Genomic DNA, 24,616 nt, shown 5'->3' with positions numbered 1-24,616 from the left:
ATCCAGTGTAACGCAGAGCCTACAGGACACGGCCGCTTCGAGGACGGATTCTTGTTGGCGACGCCGGCACGCCGTGCAACCTCGCCGACCGACAATCCGCACGATGCTTCGGTTTTCGTCTGTAAGCCATTGACCACCACACCGGTTGCGGTCTTACACCTTAGCCGATGTCACACCGACCATCTGGACGACAAGACCATGGACCAGCAGAGCCGCCCGACCGATGACGTTGCAGACCCGGCGGCGAGCGGATGGCGCGAGCTGATCTCGGCGCCTTATGGCCTGCGGCTGACGGTGGTATCCGCAGGCATCGCCCTGCACGCCTTCAACGAGATCGCCATCGCGCCGGTCATCCCGTTGGCGCTCGATGCGCTGCAGGCGCCGTGGCTGTTGCCGTTTCTCTACGCCTCCTTCTTCCTCTCGGTGATTGCAGGCGGGCTGAGCGCGGCACCGCTTCGCCGGCGCCTTGGCGCACGCCACGGCTTGATGCTGGCCGGCGGGATCTATCTGGCAGCCGTCGCCATGCAGTCGCTGGCACCGAATGCCGGGCTGCTGCTCGCCGGCCGTGCGCTGCAGGGCCTGTCGGATGGCTGGATCGTCGCGCTCTGCTACAGCCTGATCGCCGATCTCTTCCCGCCGCGCCAGGTGCCGCGCGTGTTTTCGGTGGAGGCCATCCTCTGGGCGGTCGCCGCGCTGCTCGGGCCGCTTGCCGGCGGGCTGACGGCGCAATTCGTCCATTGGCGGGCAGCCCTTGCGGTCAGCCTGCCGTTCATCGTCATCCTCTATTCGGTGCTGCCGATCGCCCTGCCGCGCGGCGCTGAACCAAGGCCTGCGCCGCCGGCCGGGACGCCGGAGCTCGCGCCGTCGCGGCGCAGACAGATCTTGCCGCCGGGCCTCTTCGGTTTTCGCAGCACGCTCGGCCGCGGTACATGGATGCTGTTCCTGATGACGGCGGCGCAGAGCGTCTCGGCGGTCTTCATGGCCTATTCGCTCACCCACGTGTTCCGGCTGTCGCCGGCCGCCGCCGGCTTCGTCGTCGTCACGCTGGCGCTCACCTGGAGCATTGTCGCGCTGCCGGTCGCCACTGTTACCCGCGCCGCATCGAAAGCAAGGACGGTGAGCATCGGCCCGTTCTTCCAGGTCGTCGGCTGCCTGTTGATCGCCGCCGGTTTCTATCTGCAGGTGCTGCCGCTGGTGATTGCCGGCCAGGTGATGAACGGCACGGCCTTCGGCCTCGTCTATGCCATCGCCAGCCAGGCGATCATCGAGGATGCGACCCCCGAGCATCGCATGGCAACCGGTTCGCTGTTGCCCTCGGTGTCGACCTCCGGCGGCGTCTTCGGTTCCACCGTCATCGGCGGACTTGCCTCGGCCGCCGGCATAGTCGGCCAGCTTGCGGTGCCTGGACCGCATGCAGGTGTCGTTGCCCTGTGGGGAACGGCTTCCGTTCTGGCGCTGCTGGCGGCTTTCGCTGCGCAGGGTATCCGGCCGAAGGCTGCGGAATGACGAAACTCAGGGCGCGCAGACCACCGAGAAATAGGCGCCCTGCGGATCCTGCGCGTTGACGATGACGCTGCCGCCCGGCACCTCCTGCGGGCCGAACACCATGCGTCCGCCATTTCCTCCGATCGCCTCCATGGCCTGGTGGATCGACGCGACGTTGATGTAGTAGCCCCAATGCGGCACCGGCACCTGTTCCGGTCTCGTCATCATGCCGCCGATCTGCTGGCCGTGATGGGAAAAGATCAGGTATTCGCCCATCGGCCCCATGTCCATCGCGTGGTCCAGCGTCCAGCCGAACATGCGGCCGTAGAATTCGAGCGCCTGGCGCCCGTCGCCGGCCATCAGCTCGTACCAGCCGATCGTGCCCGGCGTGCCGGTCGCAGGCTCCGGCGGCGTCGCATCCATCGCCGCCGGCCTCATGATGCAGAGCACTGCCCCATGCGGATCGGCAACCACCGCCATGCGCCCGATGCCCGGAATATCGAAGGCCGGCTGCATCACCGAGCCGCCTTCCGCCGCAAACAGCTCTGCCATGGCATCGACGTCGTCCACCGCCACATAGCCCGTCCAGTTCGGCGGCACCTGCCCGTTCATCTCCGGCGGGATCGTCATGTAGCCAGCGATGCCGCAATCCTCATCGCCCGAGCGAATGTCGAAGATCCCGTACTCCGTGCCGTCGGCGCCCGGCATCGGCATGGTCTTGGCCCTCCAGCCGATGACCTTTGCGTAGAATTCGGCGGCTGCCTGCATGTCGCTGGTCATCAGCTCGCACCAGATGAATTTGCCATGGGTGGGTGAGGGCATGGGTCGTCGTCCTGTGTTGTAAAGGCGGGGCTGGGGAAGGGGCTGCTCAGGTGATCCGGAGGTAATCGGCGCGCATGAACTGTTTCCAGCTGCCATCCGGCTGCTTCATGCTGGAGACGAAGCGGCGGTGGTCATCGTCGCTGAAGCTCATCTCTTCGCGGTACGCCTGCATTCCCGGCGCATCGGTGCAGCTCGGGCCGGTGGTATAGAGGCAGAGCGTGCCTTCATCGGCCGAAAGCTCGCCGTCATAGACCCACATGTGCTCCATCATCGTGCCGATCCAGCTGCCGACATAGCGGCCCGTCGCGCCATTATGGCCGAGCGTCAGCATAGCGGTGACGTCGGATCCATCCGGCATGCTGCCGCGGCATTCGGCGACGAACCAGATGCCGTTCAGCGAGCGCACCTCCTCGATCCAGTCCGCGTTGCCCGGAATCTCCTCGCCGGAGACCCGCCAGCGACCGACCAGGCGCTGGAGAAATGCGTGCTCGGCGCGCGGTTTCGGCATGCACATGTCCATGATGTCTCTCCTCCCTGTGTCGGTCAGTGGCAGCAGCTCGATGCCGCGGCGGGGCTCGGCGCGTATTCGTCGTGGCGCTTGACGAAGTTCATCGTCGAGCTTTCGTTGCGCCCCAGCGGCGCCTGGTCGAGGATCATCAGCGTGCCGATCATCTCTTCGCCGCCGCGCGCGTAACTCGAATAGGTGTGGAAGATCTGGCCGCTGTCGTCCTTGTAGAAGCTCGACGTGCCGGGTAGCTCGTCATGCGCCTGATCTGCCGGCAGCTCGCGGAAATTGTAGGTCACCGGCCCGGCCGCCAGCTGCTCCGGCGTGAACGAGACTCCGAAATCGAAGTTGAAATCGCTGCCGAAGGACGAGACCCAGGGAAACTGCCAGCCCATGCGGCGCTTGTAGGCCTCGATCTTGTCGAGCGGCGCACGCGACACGCAGGTAAGCGTCACGTCGTGATTGTTGAGATGCACCAGCGCGCCGTCCAGATGATCGGCGAGGAAGGAGCAGCCGGGGCAGCCGGCATCCCAGTCGGGGCCGAGCATGAAATGATAGGTCATCAGCTGGCTGCGGCCGTCGAACAGGTCGGACAGTGATTTCTCCCCCTGCGGCGTGGCGAACCGGTAATCGGCCTCGACCTTCACCCAGGGCAGCGCCAGCCGCTCGCGGTTGACCGCGTCGCGCAGGCGGGTCGCCTCTTTCTCGCGCACCAGCAGCGCCTTGCGCGCCTCCACCCAGTCCTCCCGGGAAATTACGGCATGCTCCATTACATCCTCCTCGATGTCGTTGCTGTCCGTCTTGACAGTTGGGTTGATATCAACATATTTAGTGCATGTCAAATGCCGCCGTGATTCCCTTCTCAACCACCATCCACGTACGCGACACGTGCCTCTGTCTGCACGTGCAACGCGCCGCCCGGGCGCTTGCCCGCCGTTTCGATGCGGCGCTGCGGCCGCTCGGCCTGACCAACGGCCAGTTTTCATTGCTGATGTCGCTCAACAGGCCGCAGCCGGCGACCATGGGCTCGGTCGCAGCGGTGCTCGACATGGACCGCACGACACTGACGGCGGCGCTGAAGCCGCTGCAGCGGCGCGGGCTGGTGGAGGCGGTGGCCGACCCCAAGGACGCTCGCAGCCGGCTCCTGAAGCTGACGCCCGACGGCACGGCATTGCTTGCCGCAGCGGTGCCGGTCTGGACGCAGACGCATGGCGAGGTCGACGAGATGCTGGGCGAGGGCGGACCCTATCGCCTGCGGACGGATCTTTTGGCGCTGCGGTGAGCGGCGGCGCGTTAGGCAGCAGGGAACGGGCAACAGGCATCAGGCCCTAAGGGGTCGCCATCAGGCCCGCAGGCGTGGATCTCCGGCAAAGTCGGCAAGGCTGAAGCCGAGCCTGCCTCCTCGGCTTGCCGTCAACCCCGCTTTCCGCTAGCCAAAAGCTCCCGCCGATCCGTTTCTCCCCGGATCCGATCGCATCAGACATCCGAGACGATCCCATGCTGCGCAATCTCTACAACTGGACGATGGCGCTTGCCGCCCGCAAGTCGGCTGCCTGGTGGCTGGCGATCATCGCCTTCGTCGAAAGCTCGTTCTTTCTGGTGCCGGCCGACGTGCTGTTCGTGCCGATGGTGCTGGCCAAGCCCCGCCGCGCCTACCTCTACGCCACCATTGCCACGGTCGCTTCGGTGCTCGGCGGCGTCCTCGGCTGGCTGATCGGTCACTATGCCTTCGAGACCATCGCCAGACCCGTCCTTACCTTCTACGGCAAGCTCGATACCTTCGACAGCCTGGCCGCCTCGGTCGACTGGAAGACGATGCTGATCCTGCTCGTCACCTCGGGCCTGGCGCATCTGCCGCCGATCAAGGTGGTGACCATTCTCTCGGGCGTCGCGGGCTTCAGCCTGCCACTGTTCATCCTCTCCGCCATCGTTGCCCGCGGCGCGCGCTTCTTCGCGCTTGCCTGGCTCCTCAACACCTATGGCGAGGAGATGCGGCATTTCATCGAACAGCGCTTGAAGATCATTTCCGCGCTGGCCGCTGCCGGACTGATCGGCGTCTACGCGGTCTACATGCTGCACTAGGCGCTTCTGCCCGACCGGGATGCAGACCGCTCGGTGTCAGCCCGGCAGGAGCAGGTCTGCCGCGCCGGGAGGTCCTGCACCTGCGCATACGGAAGCCAGTCCGGGTTGCCGGTCTCGCCCCGGCGGTTCACCCAGATGCCGCGCACGCCCAGGTCGTGGCAGGCCTTCATGTCCCAGTACATGCCGAGCGCGACATGCACCGTCTCGTCGGGGGCGACGCCCATCGTCTTGTAGGCGTGCTCGAACATCTGTCGCGACGGCTTGTAGGCCCGGGCCTGCTCGGCGGTGATGACGTAGTCGAAGGGCACGCCGATCGCCGCCACCGTCGGTGCGATGAGATCGTCGTCGGAGTTCGTGAAGATCGCCAGTCTGTAGCGCTCACGCAGGCGCCGCAAGGCATCCGGCACGTCCGGGTGCGGCCCCATCGTCTTCGGCGACATTGCGATCCGCTCGATCTCCTCGGCAGTCGGGGTCAGCCCGTGTTCGGCGAACGCGGTCGCGAAACCGGTGCGCAGGATGTCCTTGTAGAGGCGGTACGGCTTTTCCGCCGTCAGCCGCCGCCCCTCCGCAGAAAAGCTGTCGAGTATGGCTGCTGCCTTGGCGCCGCTTTCGCCGTGCTCCGCCAGCACCGCGCCGATCTCGCGCAGCAGCACCTCGTACCACCGCACCAGCGTCCCGTAGCAGTCGAAGGTGATGATCTTCGGCGCCGGATCGAGCTTGAACATCGAGACCTGGGGTTCGGACATCAGGAGATCCTGCGATTGGCGGGTGGCAAGAAGAGCACGGCCGAGGATCCGATCCTGGCCTGTGTGGTGCGCATCTGAAAGCCAGATAGACCCGCCGCCGCCGCCTTCAAGGGATTATCCGCATCGGTGCGACCCGAAAATCAGGGAGGCCCAGGCAAGCTCGGTCTAGCCCTCAGCCTCTGCACGCCGGGACAATCTATAGGCGAAATCTGCTAGCTTCACTTGCGGCCAAGCTTCGATAAGGTCCCCCCGGGGTTCAACTTTAGGGGGTTTCATGAAATCGGGTTTCGTTGCTTTTCTGTGCTGGCTTCTGTGCTTTGTAGGCGTCTGTGGTATCCACCGCTTCTATACCGGGCGCACCGGCAGCGGCATCCTCTGGCTGCTGACCTTCGGCCTGTTCGGCATCGGCCAGCTGATCGATCTCTTCCTGCTCGGATCGATGGTGCGCCAGGCCAACATCATCAGCGGGCTGATGGGCACCCGGGCACCGGCGACCGTCAGCAACCTCATGGCACCGATCATCAACATCCGCGTCGACCGGAACGGCAACACGGCGATCTGACCTGCGCAAACGCAAAAGCCCGCCGCGGGTCTCGCGACGGGCTTCCCATGGCAGTGGGCGACCGGGCGATCAGTCCCAGTGTGGGGGGCGCAGGTGGCCGGGGTTGACGATGCGGCCGTCGGGCTCGGCAAGTCCGTGGATCGCCTGCATCTCCTCGTCCGTCAGCGAAAAATCGAAGATGTCGTAGTTTTCCTGCAGCCGGCTTTCGGTGGCCGTCTTCGACAGCGCGATGACGCCGTCCTGCTGCACGGCCCAGCGCAGCACCACCTGGGCGGCGGACTTGCCGTGCTTTGCACCGATATCCTTCAGCACCGGATCGCTCGGCACCTTGCCGTCCGCCATCAGGTAATAGGCGGTGGGCGAGATGCCCTTGGAGCGCGCCGCCTCGAGCAGCTTCGACTGGTCGAGATACGGATGATATTCCACCTGGTTGGTGGCGATCGGCGCATCGGATGCCTCGGCGGCCTTGTTCATCAGCTCGATGTTGAAGTTGGAGATGCCGATGTTCTTCACCTTGCCGGCCTTTTTCACCTCGTTGAGGCTGCCCATCCGCTCGGCGATCGGGACGTCGCTCTGCGGCCAGTGCAGCAGAAGCAGATCGACATGGTCCGTCTTCAGCTTCTTCAGGCTCTCGTCCACCGAGGCGATGAAGTCGGCGTGGCGGTACTTGTCGACCCAGACCTTGGTGGTCAGAAAAATCTCGTTGCGAGAAACACCCGACTGGGCGATCGCCTCGCCCACTTCAGCCTCGTTGCCGTAGATCTGCGCCGTGTCGACGTGCCGGAAGCCAAGCTGGATGGCCTTCGGCAGGATGCGCAGCACATCGTCGCCGGGAATGCGGAAGGTGCCGAAACCGAGGGCGGGAATGTTGGCGCCGTTGGCGTTGACTGTATGCATGAATGCTCCTTTGGACGAAGGAGGCCGGCTGATGCCGGCCGAATAGGTCCGTCTTACATGGGCCGGTCGGCCGGCGGATCAACCCGCCGGCGGTAACCGGCGGGCTTGCGGATCAGCCGGCGAGCGGCGGATCCAGCCGGGCAAAGCCCTCCTGCCGGCGGTAGGGGAAATGCGGGTAGGGGGCGGCAACCGCACTGGCCGCATCGAGCCTCCCGATCTGCTCCGGCGTCAGCGACCAGCCCACGGCGCCGAGGTTCTGGCGCAACTGCTGCTCGTTGCGGGCACCGATGATGACCGACGACACGGTCGGGCGGCTGATCAGCCAGTTGATCGCCACCTGCGGCACGGTCTTCTCCACCTCGGCCGCGACTGCTTCCAGTGCATCGACCACCCGGTAGAGATGCTCGTCCTCGACCGGCGGGCCGAACTCGGCGGTGTCGTGCAGGCGGCTGCCTGCCGGGATTGGCTTGTCGCGGCCGATCTTGCCGGTCAGACGGCCCCAGCCGAGCGGGCTCCACACCAAAGCGCCAACGCCCTGGTCGGCGCCGAGCGGCATCAGGTCCCACTCGTAGTCGCGGCCGACCAGCGAATAGTAGACCTGCTGCGCGACATAGCGTGTCCAGCCATTCTTGTCGGCGGCGGCCAGCGACTTCATGACCTGCCAGCCGGAGAAGTTCGAGACGCCGATGTAGCGAAGCTTGCCGTCCTGGACGAGCCGGTCGAGCGTCGAGACGACCTCCTCGACGGGCGTCGAGGCATCGAAGGCGTGCAGTTGGAAGATGTCGATGTAATCGGTGCCGAGCCGCTTCAGCGCGGCATCGACGGCGCCGATCAGCCGGGAGCGGGACGATCCCCAGTCGTTCGGACCATTGCCGGTCGGCAGCGATGCCTTGGTGGAGATCAGCACCTGTTCGCGGCGGCCTGTGATCGCCTGGCCGAGCACTTCTTCCGAAGCACCGTCGGAATAGACGTCGGCAGTGTCGAAGAGGTTGACGCCGGCTTCGAGGCAGATGTCGACGAGGCGGCGGGCCTCCTCCACATCGGTCGTTCCCCAGGCGCCGAAAAGCGGACCGGAACCGCCGAAGGTGCCGGCGCCGAAACTGATGACCGGCACCTTGAGGCCGGATTTTCCAAGGCTGCGAGTGTCCATGCTGTGTTCCTCGTTCGGATGGGATGGGTCAGGATGCGCGGGCCGGTTCGCCCGGCGTGGCAGTGGAACGGTCGAGCGCGCCGCTGACGAGCGTCAGGCCGAGCGCCACGGCCACCAGGACGGCTCCGAACAGAGGCGTCGAACCGAGGCCGAACGGCGAGGCAACGACCAGGCCGCCGATCCAGGCGCCGCCGGCAATGCCGAGATTGAAGGCGGCGATGTTGAGCGCCGAGGCGACGTCGACGGCGCCCGGCTGGGTGCGCTTGGCAAGCTGCACGACGTAAAGCTGCAGGCCCGGCACATTGGCAAACGACAGGAAGCCGAGTGCCACGAGCGTGGCGAGGGCCGGGATCGTATAGGGAGCGGTGAAGGTGAACATCGCAAGCGCCAGCGCCTGCAGCGCAAACAGCCAGACCAGCGCCTTCACCGGATTGCGGTCGGCGATGCGGCCGCCGGCAAGATTGCCGAAAGCGATGGCAAGCCCGTAGAGCACCAGCACAAGGCTGACGCTGCCGGCCGAGAAGCCGGTGATGTCCTGCAGCATGGAGGCGAGATAGGTAAAGGTGACGAAGGTGCCGCCATAGCCGAAGGCGGTCATCCCGAACACCAGCAGCAGCCGGCCGGAGCCGAGTACCCGCACCTGGTCCATCAGGCTGGCAGGCGCCGCCTTCGACAGCTTTGCCGGCAACAGTGCCAGGATGCCGAGGAAGGCGATGACGCCGAGGCCGGAGACGGCGATGAACGTCGCGCGCCAGCCGAATGTCTGACCGATCAGCGTGCCGAGCGGAACGCCGGTGACGATCGCGACCGTCAGGCCCATGAACATCATGGCGATCGCCGAGGCGCGACGGTTTTCCGGCACGAGGTCGGCGGCAATTGTCGCGCCGACCGAGAAGAACACGCCGTGGGCGAAGGCCGAGAGGATACGGCCGACGAGCAGCATGCCATAGCTGGGCGCAAGGCCGGCGACGAGATTGCCGAGGACGAACAGCGCCATCAGCCCGAGCAGCAGCGGCTTGCGGGCGATCCGGCCGGTAAGCGCGGTCAGCACCGGCGCGCCGAAGGTGACGCCGAGCGCATAGATGGAGACGATCAGCCCGGCGAGCGGCAACGTGATCTGCAGGTCGTTTGCGACCGTCGGCAGGAGGCCGACGATGACGAATTCGGTGGTGCCGATCGCGTAGGCCGCGATCGTGAGTGCAAAGAGTGCGAGAGGCATCGAGATCTTCCCTGAGAAGCGTGTGTTGCCCGAGGAGATAGACGTCGCAGCCGCTGTGAACTAGATTGACCGAAAGAACATCACTTGTGACGAAAGGTCATCGATGCTGCGTCCAGAGGTCAACCGATCCGGCGAGATGCAGGTCTTCGTCGCGGTCGTGGAAGGCGGCGGATTTTCGGCGGCCGCGCGCAATCTGGGCATGAGCCCGTCGGCGATCAGCAAGCTGGTCAGCCGGCTGGAGAGAAGACTGGGCGCCCGGCTCGTGCAGCGCTCCACCCGCAGCTTTCAGCTGACCCCCGAAGGCCGCGACTTCTTCGACCGATCGACCGCCATCCTTGCCAGCATCGAAGATGCCGAACGGGCCGCCGGCGCCGCCGTCGAAGCGGTCGGCCGCATAAGGCTGAACAGCAGTTCGGTCTACTGCACGCATGTGCTCAACCCGCTGCTGCCGGAATTCCTGGCGCTTTATCCCGGCGTGACGCTCGACATCGCCCAGACCGATACGGTGATCGACCTGCTGGCCGACCACACGGACGTAGCGATCCGCACCGGCCCCCTGAAAAGCTCCAGCCTCGTTGCCCGAAAACTCGGCGAGACGCCGATCGTCATCGTCGCTTCTCCCGCCTATCTCGAACGAACGGGTGTGCCCCGGCATCCGGCGGAACTCGGCGGCCACACGCTGCTGCGGTTCTCCTACACGCGCCGGGTCCGCGACTGGCCGTTTCTCGTCGACGGACAGATCTTCTCCGTCACGCCGGCCGGCGCGGTGCAGGTAAACGACGGGGAGGGCATGCGGCAGCTGGCGCTCGCCGGCGTCGGGATCGTCCGCATGTCCGCCTTCACCGTCGCCGACGATATTGCCGCCGGGCGGCTGTTGCCGATCCTCGAGGCCTACAGTGCCGGCGACCGCGAGGAGTTCTACGCCGTACATGTCGGGCAGGGCGGACCGCTGCCGTCGCGGGTTCGGGCACTGCTGGAGTTTCTCGCCGAGCGCGGCCGGGTGGGGTGACGAGCGGGCGTCAAGCCGGCGCCCGATCCTCGCTTACACCACCATGTCAAGCGGATCTGCTGTCGTGCCGCGCAATTGTCGTGCGCGCCGCGAAAGCGCGAATACGAGCAGAAAATACAATTCAAGGTAGCGTCATTGGGCGATGGGATTGGCTCGTCGCCCAACTGGGAGTTACGATCATGAATGACATCACTGTCCCGCAAACCGACCGTCCCGTGTCCCCGCGCGCGGTGCTCAGCCTGCCGGGCCGCCGCCAACCGATCATCATCCATCAAACGGATGCTGCGCTGTTGATGGCGCGTTCTATTGCATGCGCTGCTCGGCCGCCGCCTGGTCGCGGTCAGGCAAAAAATTGCGCTGGGGCCGGCTGTTTTACGTGCGCGGGCATCTCATCGTCAGTCGCGCATCGCCTGCACGAAGGCCCGGAATGCGGCGCTCGGTAGCCTGCGGCTCGGGTAGTAGAGGTGGTTGGGCGGCAGCGTCGGCGCCCAGCCGGACAGGATCTCGACGAGCTCGCCTGCAGCGAGATGCCGCTGCGCATGCGGGAGCGGCAGGCAGGCGATCCCCAGGCCCGCCACCGTGGCATCCCGCATGAGGTCGACATCGTTGGTGACGAAGGATCCGGGAATGGCCCGCTCGAGGGACCGGCCGCCCCGTTCGAACTCCCAGACATGAATGGTGCCCGAGGAGGTGTAGCGGTAGCACAGGCACCGGTGCCGTCCCAGGTCGTCCGGCGTCTGCGGCGTTCCGTGGTCGTCGAGGTAGCGCCGTGTCGCGACGAAAACCAGCGGCACCGGATCGCTGATCCTCACGGAAATCATGTCGCGCTGCAGTTCGCCTTCGTGCCGCACGCCGCAGTCGAACCGCTCGGCAGTGATGTCGACGAGCCCGTCATTGACGACCAGTTCCACCGCCACATCCGGATAGCTGAGCGCGAACGGCGCAAGCTTCGGCAGGACGACATGCACCGCCGCGGGACGATGGGCATTGATGCGGATGCGACCGGCCGGCTTGTCACGCGCCTGATCGAGCGTGCTGAGCGCCTCGTCCACCGAGACCATGGCGGGGCGCAGGCGCTGCAGCAGGCTTTCGCCGGCCGTCGTCGGCGCAAGCGAGCGCGTCGTGCGATCCAGAAGACGCACGCCGAGCCTTGTCTCCAGGGACCGCATCGCGTGGCTGAGCGCCGAGGGGGACTGCCCCATCCGTGCGGCCGCCTTGGTAAAGCTGCCGGCCTCGACGATCTGCGCAAAGACCGCAAGTCCGGACCAGAGATCGCGATCCATTGATGAAAATCCTTCAGGGACCCGTGCGGTTATTCCTGTCTAATCGGCACAAGAGGTCTGATCCATATAGGGTGAACCGCACCTGTTGAAAGGGACAGTCATGAACCTGCAGACCTATCGCCCGCTCGGCCGCTCCGGCCTTCTCGTCAGCCCGCTGGCGCTTGGCACGATGACCTTCGGCACGCCGCGCTGGGGGACCGGCGATGCCGGCAGCCAGGCAGTGTTCGACCGTTACGTGGAGCTTGGCGGCAATTTCGTCGATACGGCGGATGTTTATTCGGGTGGCCTCTCGGAAGAGCTCGTCGGCACCTTCATCCACGAGCGCAAGCTGCGCGATCAGCTGGTCGTCGCCACCAAGTCCGGCTTCTCCACCGGCCGCGGCTTCCATCAGGGCGGCAACGGCGCGCGTCATGTCCACGCCGCCGTGGAAGGATCGCTCAAGCGGTTGCGCACAGATTTCATCGACCTTTACTGGATGCACATCTGGGACGGCGTGACGCCGGCGGTCGAGCTGTTGCACACCATGTCCGGCCTCGTTCGGTCCGGAAAGATCCGCTACTGGGGCATCTCCAACACCCCGGCCTGGTATGCAGCCGAGCTCGCGACACTCGCCCGGCTGCAGGGGGATCCGGCACCGATCGGGCTGCAGTATTTCTATTCGCTCGTCGAACGCGGGGTGGAAGCCGAGCATGTTCCGCTGAGTGAGGCCTTCGGCCTGGGCCTGGTGCCGTGGAGCCCGCTGGCATACGGCCTTCTGACCGGCAAGTACGAGCGTGACGTGGTGGAGGCTGCCCCGCCGCGCGAGGGCGGTGTTCCGAATGTCGGCGGCGAAGGCAGCGAGCCGCGCCCGCAGGACGACAAGCGCCTCGACGGTGCCAATCCTTTCGGCGACACCCTGTTTACCGCCCGCAACTGGCGGATTGTCGACGAGGTGAAGCGGGTGGCGCGCGAAACGGGAGAAACGCCGGCGCGGATTGCGCTTGCCTGGGTGCTTGGCCGTCCGGGCGTGACCTCGACGCTGATGGGCGTCAGCCGCACAGAGCAGGTGGACGACAATGTCGGCGCGCTCGATCTTCAACTGTCGCCGGAGCACCTGCAGGCCCTGGACGCGGTGAGCGGTGGCGACGGCAGTTTCCTCTACGGCCTGTTCCAGCCGGCGATCCGCAACCAGATCGTCTTCGGTGGCGCCGACGTGCGCGCCTGACCCCGGGCCGGGATAGGGTCACCATGACAGGCGATGGACCGGTGGAGCCCGCAGCGCGTCATGTCACGCCTGTCGCCACCAGGTAGACAAGATAGATGGCGCCCAGCGATACGATGCCGGCAAGCGTCGTGACGACGCCGTCACGGGCGATCACCGACAGGCCGAAGAGCGCGATCGCTCCCATCGGCGCGGTGCTGGCGAACGGGATCAGTTCCAGCGGCGGCACCGTGCAGCAAAGGAGAATGCAGAGGCCCGCGATCCCCTGCAGCCAGGGCGGCTTCGTAAGCCATTTCAGCCGCGGCTTCAGCAGCCGGTCTGTCCAGCGCGCCACCGGCTCGAGCTTGGCCATGGCCTTGTCGAGCTTGTCGGACCGGATGCGACGCTTCTCGATGAACTGCGGCAGCCACAGATGTTTCTGGCCGATCAGGATCTGCAGGCAGAAGAGGCCGATGATGATCGCAAGCACGGTTGGCAGGCCGGGGATGCCGCCGATCGGGCTGATCTCTACGACCGCCGGCACCAGCAGGAACGGCCCGAAGGAGCGTTCGCCGATCTGCTCGCGAATATCGTGGACGCTCACCTCGTCCTGGCGGCCGGCAAGCGCGCGGATCGACGAGAGCACATCCTTCAGGCCCTCCATTTCGCCGGTCTGGCCGGCGTTCGTGCCGGTGTTCGTCGTCTGCGATGGATTGGCCGTCATCAGGAAATCCGCGGTTGAGGCCCCCGCCGTCGCGGAAGCTGCATCTGGTTTCGCCTTGGGTCAGGCGTGCCTGGCAAACATCCGTCGGCCGAACTTGTTGCGCAGAAACTGCGACGTCCGGTAACGCACACCGGACGGCCGCTCCGGGTCGACCAGATCGGATTCCGCCACCCATTCGTCGTCGATGCCGAGCGGCCGGTGCTCGACGGGCTTCAGGCCGCGATGCTGGTCCGGCTGGTTCAGCGTATCGATGGTTTTCGTCATCGAGCCATCATTGCGGGCGAGCGCCTCCTCCACCGCCTCCAGCGGCCGGCCGAGATGCTCGGCCAGCAGATCGTTGCGCTGGCGCAGGATCGTTTCGCGCAACACCTGCTCGTCCTCGCCGGCCTGCAGCAGCACGTCGCATTCGGTGTCGTAGCCCATCGACCGGTTGTTGAGATTGGCCGAGCCGAGCTTCAGGATGCGGTCGTCGGCGATCATGATCTTGGCATGCACGTAAATCGCCGTGCCACGGTCGTTCACCGGATAGAGCAGCCGGAAGCGCTTGTGCCGGTCGGCCTTCTCGACGAGGTCGCGCAGTCTCGAACGGGCGGTATCCATCGTCTTTTCCTCGAGCCAGCCGCTGGCGCTCTTCGGGTTGACGATGACGATTTCCGGTCCGTCCGGCTCCTCGAGCCTGGTGGCCATTGCCTCGGCGATCCGCCGCGAGGCAAAATACTGGCTCTCGATGTAGAGGCTCTTCTTCACCGAGGCGATGATCGCCAGCGTCGCCGTCTCGATCTCCACCACCTCCTCGCGATCCTTGTACTTCGGCGAGGTGCGGGAAACGCCGATCTCCACATCCGAGAACTCGGCTTCCAGGTCATCCGGCCAAGGATCGCCCTCCACCGCTGCCGGCGGCAGGCGCTCGCCGGTCGCCATCTCCCAGCGGTCGCGCGCCAGCTCGGCAAGCGCTGCGGCCGCCGGCCCGGACAGGCACGTCGTCGCATCGTGCCATGGCGGCTCCTGGCCGCCGAACGGCGAGCGGCGGTTCGGATCGTCTTCGAGGTGGTCGCGGGTATCCCAGCGGCCGACGGTCATGTCGATGCCGCCGCAGAAGGCGACGTTGTCGTCGATGATCAGCAGCTTCATGTGATGCGCCGCCATCAGCGGATGGGCGCGGTCGAGCTTCAGGTGGATCTGCTTTGAAAACATCCAGCGCAGCATGTGGACCGGCGTCTCGCCGCGGGTGATCGAGCTGATCAGCCCGAAATCCCACTTGAGGATGCGAATGTCCAACTCCCGGTTGCGCCGCGCCAGATGCTCGAAGAAACGGCCGAGCTTGTCGGGATGCTCGTCATCCTTGTTGTCGGGAGTCAGCTCGATGCGGGTATCGAAGTCCCAGCCGATCAGGATGATCGATCGCTTCGCCTTCAGCATCGCCGACTTCGCCAGCCGGAAGAAGGCCCCGGCATCGACGATCACCGAGAAGCGGTCCGCCCGGGCCTTGCGCCAGCAGGTTTCGCCTTCCACCAGGATGGATGTCATCGCTCGCCCCATGGTTAGGTTTCGGGGCAAAGACGCAGGCGACCGCCGGTTTGTTCCGGTGAAATTCAGGGGTTACCGAATTTGTGCCGCATACTCGCTTTATGAGGAGTTGATCAGAAAGTACGAGGAACGATGCGGATTACCTGGTTTCTATTGCTGGCGGTGCTGATCGCCATCGTGTTGTGCATCCCGCTGTTCGAGCGCGGCTTCATCGTTCCCCCGGGCCCGACGGGGGTCTCGCCGCAGGAGGCGCCGCTGCTGCCGGTGCCGACGCAGCAGCCATAGGCTTGCCCTTCGCAGCGCCTTGCGCGGCGTCATCCATCAGCGATCCTGATGTACCAATCGCCGCGCGTTGTGGAACGCAGGCCGCGCATTTCCCGACCGCCCGTTGGCGGAGCAATTTTCTTTCGAAGGTGGCGGAACGGCCAGAAAATCCTTGACCTTGCTGGACGTCGCGCCTTCACTCGCCCGACTTTCTATGTCCCAGACGACGCATTCGAGGAGACGATCATGGCCGTCAATACCGCCCCCCGCACCACCACCTGGACCTTCGTCGACGGGGAGTGGGTGACGGGCAACCCGCCGCTCATCGGTCCCACCTCGCATGCCATGTGGCTCGGCTCGACGGTCTTCGACGGCGCCCGCTGGTTCGACGGCATGTCGCCGGATCTCGACATGCACTGCCAGCGCGTCAACCGTTCGGCGATCAACATGGGCATGAAGCCGGTGATGGCCGCCACCGACATCGAGGCGCTGGCGCTCGAAGGGGTAACGAAGTTCGACGGCAAGACCGCCATCTACATCAAGCCGATGTACTGGTCGGAGCACGGCATGGCGAATTCGGTGGTGGCGCCGGATCCGGATTCGACCCGCTTCGCGCTCTGCCTGTTCGAGGCGCCGATGCACACCGCCAAGCCGAGCTCGCTCACCGTGTCGCCGTTCCGCCGGCCGAACCCGGAAGTGGCGATGACCGACGCCAAGACCGGCAGCCTCTATCCGAACAGCGGCCGGATGATCATCGAGGCCCGCAACCGCGGCTTCGACAATGCGCTTGCCCGCGACATGAACGGCAATGTCGCCGAAACCGCGTCCTCGAACATCTTCATGGTCAAGGACGGTGTCGTCATGACGCCGGTTGCCAACGGCACCTTCCTCGCCGGCATCACCCGCGCCCGGATCATCGGCCTGCTGCGCCAGTCGGGGCTTGAGGTGCGCGAATGCACGCTGACCGTTCAGGACTTCAAGACAGCCGACGAGATCTTCACCTCCGGCAACTTCTCGAAGATCGTGCCGATCAACCGGCTGGACGACCAGGAATTCCAGGAGGGACCCGTCGCCCGCAAGGCGCTGGAACTGTACATGGACTGGGCCCGCTCGGCGACCAGGATCGCCGCCTGATGCGCCTGCGGCAGGGGCGTTTCAGCGCTCCTGCCGCATCGGCCTCAGTATCGCTGAGCTCTCAGCCGACCGACTTCTGCATCGTCATCAGCATGGCAAGGTGGGTCTCGATCGCCGGCACCGCGACCGTCGAGGCGCCGCGCGCCATCGGATCGCTGCCGCTGCGCGCGTAGCGCCGGTGGATGGTCAGCAGCTCCTTGTGGCCGGCGATCTGGCCGTCGATGTACATCCGGTCGAAATCGCGGCCGCGGGCTGCCTGCAGCCGTTCCAGCATCGCCTGATGCCGGGCGCTGACGCCAGCCGAGCCCGGCCGTGCACCGAAGGCTTCGGCGACGGCCGCCTGCTCGCTGATCTCCAGCTTGGCAAAGGTCCGAACGGCGGCAGACGAGCCGCGCTTCAAGGCAAGCTCGCTGGACATGGTGGCGAAATCGCCGCCCATCAGCGCCTGCATCTTGCCGCGTTCTATGGTCCTGCCGCTCTGGGCCATGGCGCTGCCGACGACGGGCAGAACGCCGGCAAAGGCAATGCCGGCCAGAAGGTTGCGTCTGTGCATTCTCTCTCTCCTGATAGTCCGCCCGGCCGACGAACTGGTGGTATGGGAGAGAGTTCCTGTAGCGACCGCGTATATTCGAGAGGGCTTGTCTAGGCGCCGTCGGCGACGCGACCGTCCCTCCTGCCGAGGATCGCTGATGGATCGCCGCCTCAGGCTTTCGGCTTCACCGTCACCTGCCGGGGCGAAAGCTCCGATCCGACTTCGGCGCGCCGGGTCTTTTTGTCGAAGACGCAGATGAGGGTGATGTCGGCGGTGCCGGCCTTGACCTTGGCGCCTTTCGCCGGACCGCTGACCAGTGCCATGCCGTAGCTCTGGCTGCCATAGGGATCGACCACCGCCTTCGGCTTGTCCATCTGTGCTGCCGCCGCCTTCAGGCACGAGGCCTCCACCTCTTTGGCGAAGTCCGCCCAGGCGTTGTCGGAAGAGGCACGGGCGAGGCCGGCTCCCGAGCCCAAGGTCAGCCCGGCCAAGAGGACCGATGCGCAGATCCTCGTTCCCGCCCGGTTACGCGTCCTGAACACTGTGCTGGTCTTCGTCATGCCGCCTCCGAATGTGTTGCGCCTGGGAGGAGAGGGCTCAAACAAGGCATGGGCATGACGGGCGGGCAGATCGTCAGAAGGATGATCCGCAAGGCATTGAAAGTGCCGCGCAAGCGTCTATCTCCACTCATGGAACAATGATGCGGCCGGGCCACCGGCTCTGCAATCGAGGCCTCCCGTGACCGGCGGTTTCGGTTGTCCAATCAGCGTCCGGAGAGGCTGAATAATGCCCTGGCAGCCGTTGCCTCCCGCCTCTCATCCACCTATGTTCCCGCTCAACATCCATTCAAGGTGTTCTGCCGAAAAGGAGTAAAGATCATGGCTTTCGAACTTCCCGAACTTCCCTATGCCTACGATTCGCTAACCCCCTACATGTCGGCGGAAACGCTCGAATTCCACCACGACAAGCACCACAAGGCCTATGTCGACAACGGCAACAAGCTGGCTGCGGAAGCCGGTATGGCCGACCTGTCGGTCGAGGAAGTCGTCAAGAAGTCGTTCGGCACGAATGCCGGCCTCTTCAACAATGCCGCCCAGCATTACAACCACATCCATTTCTGGAAGTGGATGAAGAAGGACGGCGGCGGCAAGTCGCTGCCCGGCAAGCTGCAGACGGCGATCGACAGCGATCTCGGCGGCTATGACAAGTTCAAGGCCGATTTCGTTGCGGCCGGCACCACGCAGTTCGGCTCCGGCTGGGCCTGGCTCTCGGTGAAGGACGGCAAGCTCGTCATCTCCAAGACCCCGAACGGCGAAAACCCGCTGGTTCACGGCGGCGCCCCGATCCTCGGCGTCGACGTCTGGGAGCATTCCTACTACATCGACTACCGCAACGCCCGTCCGAAGTATCTGGAAGCCTTCGTCGACAACCTGATCAACTGGGACTACGTGCTGGAAATGTACGAAGCCGCCGCCAAGTAAGCGGCTCGATCTCCCGTTCCAAGAGCCCGGCATCGCAAGGTGCCGGGCTTTTTCGTGAGCGGCAGCAACCGCGCGCAAAATCTTGGTTGACCCGTTATCGGGTGAATGTGCATACTGTTCCCGTATTCGGTTACATTTTCATATGAACCCGGATTTGGGTGAAATGGCAACTTACTCCGCAGTTTTGATGGGTGATATCGTGGGAAGCGAGCATGTCGCTTCGACGGCGGAGCTACACGCGCGCTTCAATGAAGTCGTGAACCATCACAACAAGGTCAACGCCGCGATGCTTGCGTCGCCTTTGACGATCACTCTGGGCGACGAGTTTCAGGGTCTGGTCACGTCGCTCGTATCGGCTGCCCATCTGGCACGCGAGATCCGTCACGACTTGATGGCGCATTCGATCGACTGCCGCTTTGCGATTGGTGCCGTTCACCTTGAGACGCCGGTGAATACGGAAAAGGCCTGGAACATGATGGGGCCGGGCTTTGCGAGTACGCGCGCCAAGTTGAATGACAAACGGGCGAGCAATCGCTATCGTTTCGATGTCATTGGCCATCCCCTGCTGGAGATCATGCTGGAGGCGAGCGGGGCGACGCTCACGGTGATCGAGCAGAGCTGGACGGACACCCAGCGAAGCGACATCCGGGCGCTGCTCGATGGCTCGACACCTCGAGAGATCGCCAGACTACGCAACGTTTCCGTGCACAACATCTACAAGGTTCGCACGTCCGGGAATTTCGCGCTCTACATGACGCAGTGGAACGCCATCAACGAGGCTCTGTCGACGCTGGATGAACTGTTCACCACGGAGAGGACCGAGGAATGCTCCATGGTGTGACTTATACGGCGGTCGCGCTGTTGCTGTTGACCTATGTCGGCAATGTCATCTGTCGATTGATCTTCAAGATCACCGGCCTCACGGCCGCAACCGCGCAGCTACCAGCGCCCGATTACAGGGCCGGCAGGGTGATCGGCATCCTGGAAAGACTGATCCTCTCAGCGGGCATCTTGCTCCACAGCTGGGAGATCCTCGCTGCAGTCATCGCGCTGAAGACGGTTGCCCGGTTCCAGAAGATGGACCAGCGGGAATTTGCCGAATATTTCCTGGTGGGTTCGATGTTCAGTATCCTTTGGACGCTTACGGTGACAGGTGTGTGGTCCGCCTATGACCAGCACTTCGGCGTCGATCTCCGCCACATGCTTTTCAAGCTCCCGGACGCGCAGGCGACCCGCTAGCGGTCGCTCGCCTTCGCAGGCATCACCGTGGCGCGCGAGCCTTCGGCAACGCTCAGGCCGGAGCCTTGGCCGCATCCGGCTTCGCGGTCCAGCCCTCCACCCAGAGCCGCCGCAGTTCCTCGCCCTGGTGGCGGAAGAAGTCCGGGACCGGTTCGCAGCGCGCCACGCGGTCGACGCGGAAATTGCGGATCGCCTGACGCAGTTCGCACCAGCCGACGATATTGGCGGTCTGTGAGTAATAGATGAGCGCGATCGGCCTTATCTGCCGCTCCGTCGCCCGTCCCAGTTCGTCGCGGTAGTCGAGCAGCAGTTTCTGTTCGTCGCGGATCGCCCGCCGCACCGTGGAAAGATCGGCGGCATCCGGCGCCGGCGCCACCGCGCCCCAGGCATGCAGCGCATTGCGCGAAAAACTTTCGGCAAGCGGCGCAGGCACGGCTGCGGCGATCTTGCGGGTCACCTGCTTGGCCGCCTGCTTGAGCTCCGTGTCGCCGGTCCGCTCCAGAAGCGCCAGCGCCAGCACGATCGCTTCGCTTTCCTCGATCGACAGCATCAGCGGCGGCAGCGTGAAGCCGGGCCGCAGGATGTAGCCGATGCCGCGCCCACCCTCGATCGGCACCCGCATCGCCTGCAGGGCTGCGATGTCGCGGTAGATGGAGCGCGCCGTCACTTCCAGCTGCGCCGCGATCGTGGCGGCCGTCACCGGCCTGCGGGCAAGCCGCAGAATCTGGATAATCTCGAACAGGCGCGACGCCTTGCGCATCGGATTTTCCCACCTCCCGCACGTCCCTCCTGACAGAACGCTGTCAGGAGGCCTCGCCTATAGAGCCGCCGATCCCACGCGAAAACAAGGTGGCCCGGCAATTTGCCGCCGTCAACGGAGGCCTGCAACTGACATGACCTATAGCGAAAATCTCTGGCTTTTCTTCACCCTCCTGTTCGGCATCATCGTCGTGCCGGGCATGGACATGATCTTCGTGCTCGCCAACGCGCTGACCCGCGGCAGACGCGCGGGGCTTGCCGCCACCGCCGGCATCATCGCCGGAGGGCTGGTCCATTCGCTCTATGGGGCCTTCGGCGTCGGGCTTCTCGCAAGCCTCATGCCCGTCCTGTTCCGGCCGCTGCTGGTGATCGGCGCCCTCTACATGGCTTGGATCGGCGTCACTTTGATGCGCAGCTCCATCACCGTCGATCACCTGGGCGAGGCGGAGACGCGCTCCAGCTGGGAAGCATTGCGCCGCGGCTTCGTCACCTGCCTGATGAACCCCAAGGCCTACCTCTTCATGCTGGCGATCTATCCGCAGTTCCTGCGCCCGGAGTTCGGTCCGCTTGCGCCGCAGGCGGTCGTCATGGGCGCCATGACGGCGGCAACCCAGCTCGGCGTCTATGGCGGGATGGCCGTCGCCGCCGGCAGCGCCCGCCGGCTTCTGGTCGGCAATGCGAGCGCCACCATCTGGATCGGCCGCATCGCCGGCATGCTGCTGATGGCCGTGTCGCTCGTGACGCTCTGGGAGGGCCTGATGCGCTGAGGCGGCAGGCTGTTCGACAAATGCACCGCGGCGCATGCGCAAGCGCTGATCGCTACCGTCTTCACATCTCTGTGTGCATCCAGATATGTCATTTTAATCAGCGCACTAGCGTGTAAGCATGATGATGTTGCTGCGCATCGGCAGAAGCCGGCGCCGTTTGAAGGGGATTTGTCGATGAAGTTGAATTTCATGGCCGCTGCCGGTCTCGCCCTCTGTCTTGGCGCCGGCGTCGTGTTTGCCGCCGATGAGCCGCAGGTCGTTCGCCAGGAACTGATGAAGAAGGTCGGTGGATCGATGGGCGCGCTGTCTGCCATCGCCAAGGGCCAGAAACCCTACGACGCGGCGACCGTGAAGACGGCCCTGACGACGATCAGCACGTCGGCCAAGGATTTCCCCAACCACTTCCCGGCAGGCTCGGAAACGGGTTTCGAGTCCGAGGCGGCCCCCGCGATCTGGTCCAGCATGGACGACTTCAAGTCGAAGGCGATGAAGCTGTCGACCGATGCCGATACGGTTCTCGCCTCGATGCCGGCTGATCCTGCAGCCGTCGGCCAGGCGGTGCAGACGCTCGGCAGCGACTGCGGCACCTGCCACCAGACCTACCGCCTGAAGCGCTGAGCTTTTTGCGACATCGGCGCCGCCGGCCGGTCCGGTCGATGCGGCGCCAGGACCATCCGGCCGGATGCGGCAGTCGAAGGTGAAGAGGGAAGATGGCCTCGATCTGGGTCAAACTATGCGTGGCCGGCGTTGCGGTCGTCGCAGCCGGAGCGGCGGTTGCCTATGCGGTGACCATGCCTGATCCGCATCAAGCCGGATATTGGGCCGATCTCGGAACGCCGGACCTGGCGCATGGGGAGAGGCTGTTCTGGGCCGGCGGATGCGCCAGCTGCCATGCGGCAAAGGGTGCCGGGGGCGACGCCGCCAAGCTTCTGTCGGGCGGACGCGCCTTGCCGACGGCCTTCGGCACGTTCAACGTTCCCAATATCTCCTCCGATCCGGAGGCCGGCATCGGCGGCTGGACGCTCGCCCAGTTCGGCGACGCGATGACCCGCGGCGTCGGTCCGAACGGCGAGCACCTCTACCCGTCCTTTCCCTACGGCTCCTACAGCCGGATGACCGCCGGCGATATCAACGACCTGTTCGGCTACCTGAAGAGCCTGCCGGCAAGCCCCGACGTCGCGCCGCCGCACGCGCTCAGCTTTCCCTTCAACATGCGCATGGCCGTCGGCGGCTGGAAGCTTCTCTACCTCAATGATCAGCCGCGCATTGCCCTGCCGGCGGATGCCAGCGATGCGGTCAAGCGCGGCCAGTATCTCGTCGAAGGCCCCGGCCACTGCGGCGAATGCCACACGCCGCGCAACGCGCTGGGCGGCTTTCAGAGCGGCCAGTGGCTGGCCGGCGGGCCGAACCCGGAAGGCGAGGGGCGTATTCCCGACATTACCCCCGGGTCGCAATCGATCGGCAGCTGGAGCGAGGCTGACATCGTCAACTACCTGGAGACCGGCTTCACGCCGGACTTCGACAGTGTCGGCGGTTCGATGGTGGAGGTGCAGCGAAACCTCGCGCATCTGCCGAAATCGGACCTGGAGGCGATCGCCGCCTACCTGAAGGCCGTGCCCTCCCTCTGAGGCCGATATCGGCCAATGCGCGCACTCTTGACAGCATTTCACCTCAAGCGCACAAGTGAAGCTTGTGTTGGTTCCGCTCGGGAAAACCCGGACGGATGAAAAGGGAACACGATAGGGTCGATTGACCTCATTCGTGGCTGCCCCCGCAACTGTGAGCGGCGAGTGCTTGGACCGTTCTGGCCACTGGGAAACCGGGAAGGCTGGTTCTTGCACAGCGACCCGCGAGCCAGGAGACCTGCCAGCACATATGTCGTCAACACATATGCAACGAGGGGTTTTGCATGTCGATCCAAACGTCTGTCGCCGGTACCGCGGCGAAATCCACATCACTTCTGCAGGCAGTCTTTGCCGCAGCGCTTGGCCTGTTCATTGTCGGTTTTGTCGGGTTCTCCCATGCGGAAGCCGTTCACAACGCAGCGCATGACACGCGCCACGCCAACGCCTTCCCCTGCCACTAAGGGTCAGGTTTTCATCATGTTCAGATCGATTGTCTTCTCCGCCGTCGTGGTGGGGATTGTAACAGGTATTGCCGTTTCGCTGATGCAGATGGTCGGCACGACGCCGCTCATCCTGGCGGCCGAGACCTACGAGAACGCAGCCCCGGCAGCGTCCCAACCTGAAGCTCATGAGCACGCCGCCGGCACCGCGCCGCATGATCATTCGGCGGCGGCGCCCGCCCAAGATCACGATGCCGGCGCTGCCGGGCATGATCACGGTGACGGCTGGGCACCTGCGGATGGTTTCGAACGCACGGCCTATACCGTTGCCGCCAACGTCCTCACCGGCATCGGTTATGCCCTGGTGCTGACGGCGGTGCTGTCGGTTGCCGGCCAGCTTGGCTTCGGCTCGGCGGTCGGCTGGCGCTCCGGCCTGTTGTTCGGGCTTGCCGGCTTCGCCTCCGTCATGCTGGCGCCGATGATCGGGCTTCCGCCGGAATTGCCAGGCTCGCCGGCCGGCGACCTCGGGGCCCGCCAGATCTGGTGGATCTCGACGGCACTCGCCACTGCCGTCGGCATCGGCCTCATCGCCTTCCGGCGCGAGCCTTGGGCCGCTTTGCTGGCCGTGGTGCTGATCGCCGCACCGCATGTGATCGGCGCACCGCTGCCGCCGGAGGGGGAGCACGCGCTGGCGCCGCTCGGCCTTGAACGGCGGTTCATCATCGCGGCGACGGTGACCAGCTTCATCTTCTGGGCCTTGCTCGGCGCACTCAGCGGTGCCTTCCTGAAACGCTTCGAGACGGCCCGCTGACGATGACCCCTGCAGCGTGGCGGGACGATCTCGACGCGCTGCAGTTCTGCCTGCCCGAGCATGGGGGTCTCTGCCTCGTCCACCGGCTGGCGTTTCGTACTTTCGTGGGCAGCGAGCCTGCCCGCGATACCTGCCTCGGCTTCTTCCTGGAGCATGAGGCCGCTTTCCTGTCCGCGGCCCGCCTGAAGATCGCGCGCCAGGCGATCGAGCCCGGCCGCAACCTTCATCTCAACAGCCGTGACATCCGCCGCGCCATCAATGGCGAAACATCCGGTGGGGCGGGCAAGGTCTGCCGGGTGCTGGGCGGGTGAGGAGGCGGGCGCCGTTTGGTCGTCAGGCGTCGATGTTTGTCACCGTTTGTCTTGGGTCGGTA

At 65.1% G+C, this 24,616-nt stretch carries 30 protein-coding genes and 1 riboswitch; of the genes, 17 read left to right on the top strand and 13 right to left on the bottom strand.

Going from position 1 to position 24,616, the window contains the following annotated elements:
- The first annotated feature begins 198 nt into the window (after positions 1-198).
- Positions 199-1,506, top strand: coding sequence for an MFS transporter (locus AAIH46_RS09310; protein ID WP_430305574.1), 1,308 nt, complete (start codon positions 199-201; stop codon positions 1,504-1,506).
- Between the two features lie 6 nt (positions 1,507-1,512).
- On the opposite strand, the gene AAIH46_RS09305 is transcribed toward AAIH46_RS09310, so the two are convergent.
- From AAIH46_RS09305 to AAIH46_RS09295, 3 genes are read right to left on the bottom strand one after another with little or no spacing between them, the layout of a single operon-like run.
- Positions 1,513-2,307, bottom strand: a complete 795-nt coding sequence (locus AAIH46_RS09305) for a VOC family protein (protein WP_430305573.1) — start codon at positions 2,305-2,307, stop codon at positions 1,513-1,515.
- Between the two features lie 46 nt (positions 2,308-2,353).
- Positions 2,354-2,821, bottom strand: a complete 468-nt coding sequence (locus tag AAIH46_RS09300) for a DUF1579 domain-containing protein (RefSeq protein ID WP_430306527.1) — start codon at positions 2,819-2,821, stop codon at positions 2,354-2,356.
- A gap of 29 nt (positions 2,822-2,850) precedes the next feature.
- Entirely contained in the window at positions 2,851-3,582 is a 732-nt protein-coding gene (locus AAIH46_RS09295; RefSeq protein ID WP_430305572.1) for a DUF899 domain-containing protein, read from the bottom strand.
- A gap of 65 nt (positions 3,583-3,647) precedes the next feature.
- On the opposite strand from AAIH46_RS09295, the gene AAIH46_RS09290 reads away from it, so the two are divergent.
- Complete coding sequence (locus tag AAIH46_RS09290) at positions 3,648-4,094, top strand: MarR family winged helix-turn-helix transcriptional regulator (RefSeq protein WP_430305571.1); 447 nt, start codon at positions 3,648-3,650, stop codon at positions 4,092-4,094.
- Between the two features lie 215 nt (positions 4,095-4,309).
- The gene (locus tag AAIH46_RS09285; protein ID WP_430305570.1) at positions 4,310-4,894 is read left to right on the top strand and encodes a YqaA family protein; all 585 of its coding nucleotides are present in this window, start codon (positions 4,310-4,312) and stop codon (positions 4,892-4,894) included.
- On the opposite strand, the gene AAIH46_RS09280 is transcribed toward AAIH46_RS09285, so the two are convergent.
- Entirely contained in the window at positions 4,891-5,640 is a 750-nt protein-coding gene (locus tag AAIH46_RS09280; protein ID WP_430305569.1) for a haloacid dehalogenase type II, read from the bottom strand. The two genes, AAIH46_RS09285 and AAIH46_RS09280, sit on opposite strands and share 4 nt — an antisense overlap.
- A gap of 274 nt (positions 5,641-5,914) precedes the next feature.
- Here AAIH46_RS09280 and AAIH46_RS09275 point away from each other — a divergent pair, with 274 nt between their 5' ends.
- The gene (locus AAIH46_RS09275) at positions 5,915-6,202 is read left to right on the top strand and encodes a TM2 domain-containing protein (RefSeq protein WP_430305568.1); all 288 of its coding nucleotides are present in this window, start codon (positions 5,915-5,917) and stop codon (positions 6,200-6,202) included.
- A gap of 69 nt (positions 6,203-6,271) precedes the next feature.
- Here AAIH46_RS09275 and AAIH46_RS09270 read toward each other — a convergent pair whose 3' ends face one another.
- The 3 genes from AAIH46_RS09270 to AAIH46_RS09260 all read right to left on the bottom strand — a co-directional run bounded on the left by AAIH46_RS09270 (position 6,272) and on the right by AAIH46_RS09260 (position 9,468).
- Positions 6,272-7,099, bottom strand: a complete 828-nt coding sequence (locus tag AAIH46_RS09270) for an aldo/keto reductase (RefSeq protein WP_430305567.1) — start codon at positions 7,097-7,099, stop codon at positions 6,272-6,274.
- A gap of 112 nt (positions 7,100-7,211) precedes the next feature.
- Positions 7,212-8,249, bottom strand: a complete 1,038-nt coding sequence (locus AAIH46_RS09265; RefSeq protein ID WP_430305566.1) for an aldo/keto reductase — start codon at positions 8,247-8,249, stop codon at positions 7,212-7,214.
- A 28-nt stretch (positions 8,250-8,277) separates the two neighbouring features.
- Complete coding sequence (locus AAIH46_RS09260; RefSeq protein WP_430305565.1) at positions 8,278-9,468, bottom strand: MFS transporter; 1,191 nt, start codon at positions 9,466-9,468, stop codon at positions 8,278-8,280.
- A 103-nt stretch (positions 9,469-9,571) separates the two neighbouring features.
- Between AAIH46_RS09260 and AAIH46_RS09255 the strand changes: the two genes are divergently transcribed.
- The gene (locus tag AAIH46_RS09255) at positions 9,572-10,477 is read left to right on the top strand and encodes a LysR family transcriptional regulator (RefSeq protein WP_430305564.1); all 906 of its coding nucleotides are present in this window, start codon (positions 9,572-9,574) and stop codon (positions 10,475-10,477) included.
- Positions 10,478-10,872: 395 nt separating this feature from the next.
- Here the strand turns inward: AAIH46_RS09255 and AAIH46_RS09250 are convergent, their stop codons facing one another.
- Positions 10,873-11,760 (bottom strand): LysR family transcriptional regulator, encoded by an 888-nt coding sequence (locus AAIH46_RS09250; RefSeq protein WP_430305563.1) that lies wholly within the window; start codon positions 11,758-11,760, stop codon positions 10,873-10,875.
- A gap of 100 nt (positions 11,761-11,860) precedes the next feature.
- Here AAIH46_RS09250 and AAIH46_RS09245 point away from each other — a divergent pair, with 100 nt between their 5' ends.
- Positions 11,861-12,964 carry an aldo/keto reductase gene (locus AAIH46_RS09245; protein WP_430305562.1) on the top strand — a complete coding sequence of 368 codons (1,104 nt, stop codon included), beginning with the start codon at positions 11,861-11,863 and terminating at the stop codon, positions 12,962-12,964.
- A gap of 58 nt (positions 12,965-13,022) precedes the next feature.
- Here AAIH46_RS09245 and AAIH46_RS09240 read toward each other — a convergent pair whose 3' ends face one another.
- Both AAIH46_RS09240 and AAIH46_RS09235 read right to left on the bottom strand, forming a co-directional pair.
- Positions 13,023-13,664 carry an exopolysaccharide biosynthesis protein gene (locus AAIH46_RS09240; protein WP_430305561.1) on the bottom strand — a complete coding sequence of 214 codons (642 nt, stop codon included), beginning with the start codon at positions 13,662-13,664 and terminating at the stop codon, positions 13,023-13,025.
- A 60-nt stretch (positions 13,665-13,724) separates the two neighbouring features.
- Positions 13,725-15,191: a phospholipase D-like domain-containing protein gene (locus AAIH46_RS09235; protein WP_430305560.1), complete on the bottom strand. Its 1,467-nt coding sequence runs from the start codon at positions 15,189-15,191 to the stop codon at positions 13,725-13,727.
- 132 nt (positions 15,192-15,323) lie between these two features.
- Between AAIH46_RS09235 and AAIH46_RS09230 the strand changes: the two genes are divergently transcribed.
- The gene (locus AAIH46_RS09230; RefSeq protein ID WP_430305559.1) at positions 15,324-15,476 is read left to right on the top strand and encodes a hypothetical protein; all 153 of its coding nucleotides are present in this window, start codon (positions 15,324-15,326) and stop codon (positions 15,474-15,476) included.
- Between the two features lie 225 nt (positions 15,477-15,701).
- Positions 15,702-16,589: a branched-chain amino acid aminotransferase gene (locus AAIH46_RS09225; RefSeq protein ID WP_430305558.1), complete on the top strand. Its 888-nt coding sequence runs from the start codon at positions 15,702-15,704 to the stop codon at positions 16,587-16,589.
- A gap of 61 nt (positions 16,590-16,650) precedes the next feature.
- Here AAIH46_RS09225 and AAIH46_RS09220 read toward each other — a convergent pair whose 3' ends face one another.
- A complete protein-coding gene (locus tag AAIH46_RS09220) occupies positions 16,651-17,142 on the bottom strand; it encodes a DUF4142 domain-containing protein (protein ID WP_430305557.1) in 492 nt (163 codons plus the stop codon).
- Positions 17,143-17,291: 149 nt separating this feature from the next.
- Positions 17,292-17,681: a hypothetical protein gene (locus AAIH46_RS09215; protein ID WP_430305556.1), complete on the bottom strand. Its 390-nt coding sequence runs from the start codon at positions 17,679-17,681 to the stop codon at positions 17,292-17,294.
- Between the two features lie 318 nt (positions 17,682-17,999).
- On the opposite strand from AAIH46_RS09215, the gene AAIH46_RS09210 reads away from it, so the two are divergent.
- The 3 genes from AAIH46_RS09210 to AAIH46_RS09200 all read left to right on the top strand — a co-directional run bounded on the left by AAIH46_RS09210 (position 18,000) and on the right by AAIH46_RS09200 (position 19,841).
- On the top strand, positions 18,000-18,602 hold the full coding sequence (locus AAIH46_RS09210) for a superoxide dismutase (RefSeq protein WP_430305555.1): 603 nt from the start codon (positions 18,000-18,002) through the stop codon (positions 18,600-18,602).
- A gap of 142 nt (positions 18,603-18,744) precedes the next feature.
- Positions 18,745-19,443 carry a SatD family protein gene (locus AAIH46_RS09205; protein ID WP_430305554.1) on the top strand — a complete coding sequence of 233 codons (699 nt, stop codon included), beginning with the start codon at positions 18,745-18,747 and terminating at the stop codon, positions 19,441-19,443.
- Positions 19,428-19,841 (top strand): hypothetical protein, encoded by a 414-nt coding sequence (locus AAIH46_RS09200; RefSeq protein ID WP_430305553.1) that lies wholly within the window; start codon positions 19,428-19,430, stop codon positions 19,839-19,841. Before AAIH46_RS09205 ends, AAIH46_RS09200 begins: the two co-directional genes overlap by 16 nt.
- A gap of 52 nt (positions 19,842-19,893) precedes the next feature.
- Here AAIH46_RS09200 and AAIH46_RS09195 read toward each other — a convergent pair whose 3' ends face one another.
- Positions 19,894-20,601, bottom strand: coding sequence for a helix-turn-helix transcriptional regulator (locus tag AAIH46_RS09195; protein WP_430305552.1), 708 nt, complete (start codon positions 20,599-20,601; stop codon positions 19,894-19,896).
- Positions 20,602-20,734: 133 nt separating this feature from the next.
- On the opposite strand from AAIH46_RS09195, the gene AAIH46_RS09190 reads away from it, so the two are divergent.
- The 6 genes from AAIH46_RS09190 to AAIH46_RS09165 all read left to right on the top strand — a co-directional run bounded on the left by AAIH46_RS09190 (position 20,735) and on the right by AAIH46_RS09165 (position 24,554).
- A complete protein-coding gene (locus AAIH46_RS09190) occupies positions 20,735-21,367 on the top strand; it encodes a LysE family translocator (RefSeq protein ID WP_430305551.1) in 633 nt (210 codons plus the stop codon).
- 174 nt (positions 21,368-21,541) lie between these two features.
- Entirely contained in the window at positions 21,542-21,985 is a 444-nt protein-coding gene (locus AAIH46_RS09185) for a c-type cytochrome (protein WP_430305550.1), read from the top strand.
- Positions 21,986-22,077: 92 nt separating this feature from the next.
- On the top strand, positions 22,078-22,995 hold the full coding sequence (locus AAIH46_RS09180) for a c-type cytochrome (RefSeq protein WP_430305549.1): 918 nt from the start codon (positions 22,078-22,080) through the stop codon (positions 22,993-22,995).
- A gap of 51 nt (positions 22,996-23,046) precedes the next feature.
- A riboswitch (cobalamin riboswitch) is annotated at positions 23,047-23,252 on the top strand.
- A 24-nt stretch (positions 23,253-23,276) separates the two neighbouring features.
- Entirely contained in the window at positions 23,277-23,453 is a 177-nt protein-coding gene (locus AAIH46_RS09175) for a CbtB domain-containing protein (protein ID WP_430305548.1), read from the top strand.
- Positions 23,454-23,469: 16 nt separating this feature from the next.
- A complete protein-coding gene (locus tag AAIH46_RS09170) occupies positions 23,470-24,243 on the top strand; it encodes a CbtA family protein (protein ID WP_430305547.1) in 774 nt (257 codons plus the stop codon).
- 2 nt (positions 24,244-24,245) lie between these two features.
- Positions 24,246-24,554, top strand: coding sequence for a hypothetical protein (locus tag AAIH46_RS09165; protein WP_430305546.1), 309 nt, complete (start codon positions 24,246-24,248; stop codon positions 24,552-24,554).
- Positions 24,555-24,616: the final 62 nt, after the last annotated feature.

Origin of the sequence: Rhizobium sp. 0TCS1.26 (assembly GCF_050455525.1) — a bacterium.
Lineage (GTDB): Bacteria > Pseudomonadota > Alphaproteobacteria > Rhizobiales > Rhizobiaceae > Neorhizobium.
Note: the sequence above shows the minus strand (reverse complement) of the source record. Positions and strands in the feature narration are given on the sequence as shown.

Excerpts from the sequence above, each read along its gene's own strand:
- AAIH46_RS09310 (WP_430305574.1), top strand. The coding sequence starts at position 199 with ATGGACCAGCAGAGCCGCCCGACCGATGACGTTGCAGACCCGGCGGCG.
- AAIH46_RS09185 (WP_430305550.1), top strand. The coding sequence starts at position 21,542 with ATGAAGTTGAATTTCATGGCCGCTGCCGGTCTCGCCCTCTGTCTTGGC.
- AAIH46_RS09300 (WP_430306527.1), bottom strand. The coding sequence starts at position 2,821 with ATGTGCATGCCGAAACCGCGCGCCGAGCACGCATTTCTCCAGCGCCTG.
- AAIH46_RS09240 (WP_430305561.1), bottom strand. The coding sequence starts at position 13,664 with ATGACGGCCAATCCATCGCAGACGACGAACACCGGCACGAACGCCGGC.
- AAIH46_RS09195 (WP_430305552.1), bottom strand. The coding sequence starts at position 20,601 with ATGCGCAAGGCGTCGCGCCTGTTCGAGATTATCCAGATTCTGCGGCTT.
- AAIH46_RS09220 (WP_430305557.1), bottom strand. The coding sequence starts at position 17,142 with ATGCACAGACGCAACCTTCTGGCCGGCATTGCCTTTGCCGGCGTTCTG.
- AAIH46_RS09190 (WP_430305551.1), top strand. The coding sequence starts at position 20,735 with ATGACCTATAGCGAAAATCTCTGGCTTTTCTTCACCCTCCTGTTCGGC.
- AAIH46_RS09225 (WP_430305558.1), top strand. The coding sequence starts at position 15,702 with ATGGCCGTCAATACCGCCCCCCGCACCACCACCTGGACCTTCGTCGAC.
- AAIH46_RS09285 (WP_430305570.1), top strand. The coding sequence starts at position 4,310 with ATGCTGCGCAATCTCTACAACTGGACGATGGCGCTTGCCGCCCGCAAG.
- AAIH46_RS09230 (WP_430305559.1), top strand. The coding sequence starts at position 15,324 with ATGCGGATTACCTGGTTTCTATTGCTGGCGGTGCTGATCGCCATCGTG.
- AAIH46_RS09265 (WP_430305566.1), bottom strand. The coding sequence starts at position 8,249 with ATGGACACTCGCAGCCTTGGAAAATCCGGCCTCAAGGTGCCGGTCATC.
- AAIH46_RS09245 (WP_430305562.1), top strand. The coding sequence starts at position 11,861 with ATGAACCTGCAGACCTATCGCCCGCTCGGCCGCTCCGGCCTTCTCGTC.
- AAIH46_RS09270 (WP_430305567.1), bottom strand. The coding sequence starts at position 7,099 with ATGCATACAGTCAACGCCAACGGCGCCAACATTCCCGCCCTCGGTTTC.
- AAIH46_RS09215 (WP_430305556.1), bottom strand. The coding sequence starts at position 17,681 with ATGACGAAGACCAGCACAGTGTTCAGGACGCGTAACCGGGCGGGAACG.
- AAIH46_RS09235 (WP_430305560.1), bottom strand. The coding sequence starts at position 15,191 with ATGACATCCATCCTGGTGGAAGGCGAAACCTGCTGGCGCAAGGCCCGG.
- AAIH46_RS09180 (WP_430305549.1), top strand. The coding sequence starts at position 22,078 with ATGGCCTCGATCTGGGTCAAACTATGCGTGGCCGGCGTTGCGGTCGTC.
- AAIH46_RS09175 (WP_430305548.1), top strand. The coding sequence starts at position 23,277 with ATGTCGATCCAAACGTCTGTCGCCGGTACCGCGGCGAAATCCACATCA.
- AAIH46_RS09210 (WP_430305555.1), top strand. The coding sequence starts at position 18,000 with ATGGCTTTCGAACTTCCCGAACTTCCCTATGCCTACGATTCGCTAACC.
- AAIH46_RS09170 (WP_430305547.1), top strand. The coding sequence starts at position 23,470 with ATGTTCAGATCGATTGTCTTCTCCGCCGTCGTGGTGGGGATTGTAACA.
- AAIH46_RS09275 (WP_430305568.1), top strand. The coding sequence starts at position 5,915 with ATGAAATCGGGTTTCGTTGCTTTTCTGTGCTGGCTTCTGTGCTTTGTA.
- AAIH46_RS09290 (WP_430305571.1), top strand. The coding sequence starts at position 3,648 with ATGTCAAATGCCGCCGTGATTCCCTTCTCAACCACCATCCACGTACGC.
- AAIH46_RS09260 (WP_430305565.1), bottom strand. The coding sequence starts at position 9,468 with ATGCCTCTCGCACTCTTTGCACTCACGATCGCGGCCTACGCGATCGGC.
- AAIH46_RS09200 (WP_430305553.1), top strand. The coding sequence starts at position 19,428 with ATGCTCCATGGTGTGACTTATACGGCGGTCGCGCTGTTGCTGTTGACC.
- AAIH46_RS09280 (WP_430305569.1), bottom strand. The coding sequence starts at position 5,640 with ATGTCCGAACCCCAGGTCTCGATGTTCAAGCTCGATCCGGCGCCGAAG.
- AAIH46_RS09305 (WP_430305573.1), bottom strand. The coding sequence starts at position 2,307 with ATGCCCTCACCCACCCATGGCAAATTCATCTGGTGCGAGCTGATGACC.
- AAIH46_RS09250 (WP_430305563.1), bottom strand. The coding sequence starts at position 11,760 with ATGGATCGCGATCTCTGGTCCGGACTTGCGGTCTTTGCGCAGATCGTC.
- AAIH46_RS09255 (WP_430305564.1), top strand. The coding sequence starts at position 9,572 with ATGCTGCGTCCAGAGGTCAACCGATCCGGCGAGATGCAGGTCTTCGTC.
- AAIH46_RS09295 (WP_430305572.1), bottom strand. The coding sequence starts at position 3,582 with ATGGAGCATGCCGTAATTTCCCGGGAGGACTGGGTGGAGGCGCGCAAG.
- AAIH46_RS09205 (WP_430305554.1), top strand. The coding sequence starts at position 18,745 with ATGAACCCGGATTTGGGTGAAATGGCAACTTACTCCGCAGTTTTGATG.
- AAIH46_RS09165 (WP_430305546.1), top strand. The coding sequence starts at position 24,246 with ATGACCCCTGCAGCGTGGCGGGACGATCTCGACGCGCTGCAGTTCTGC.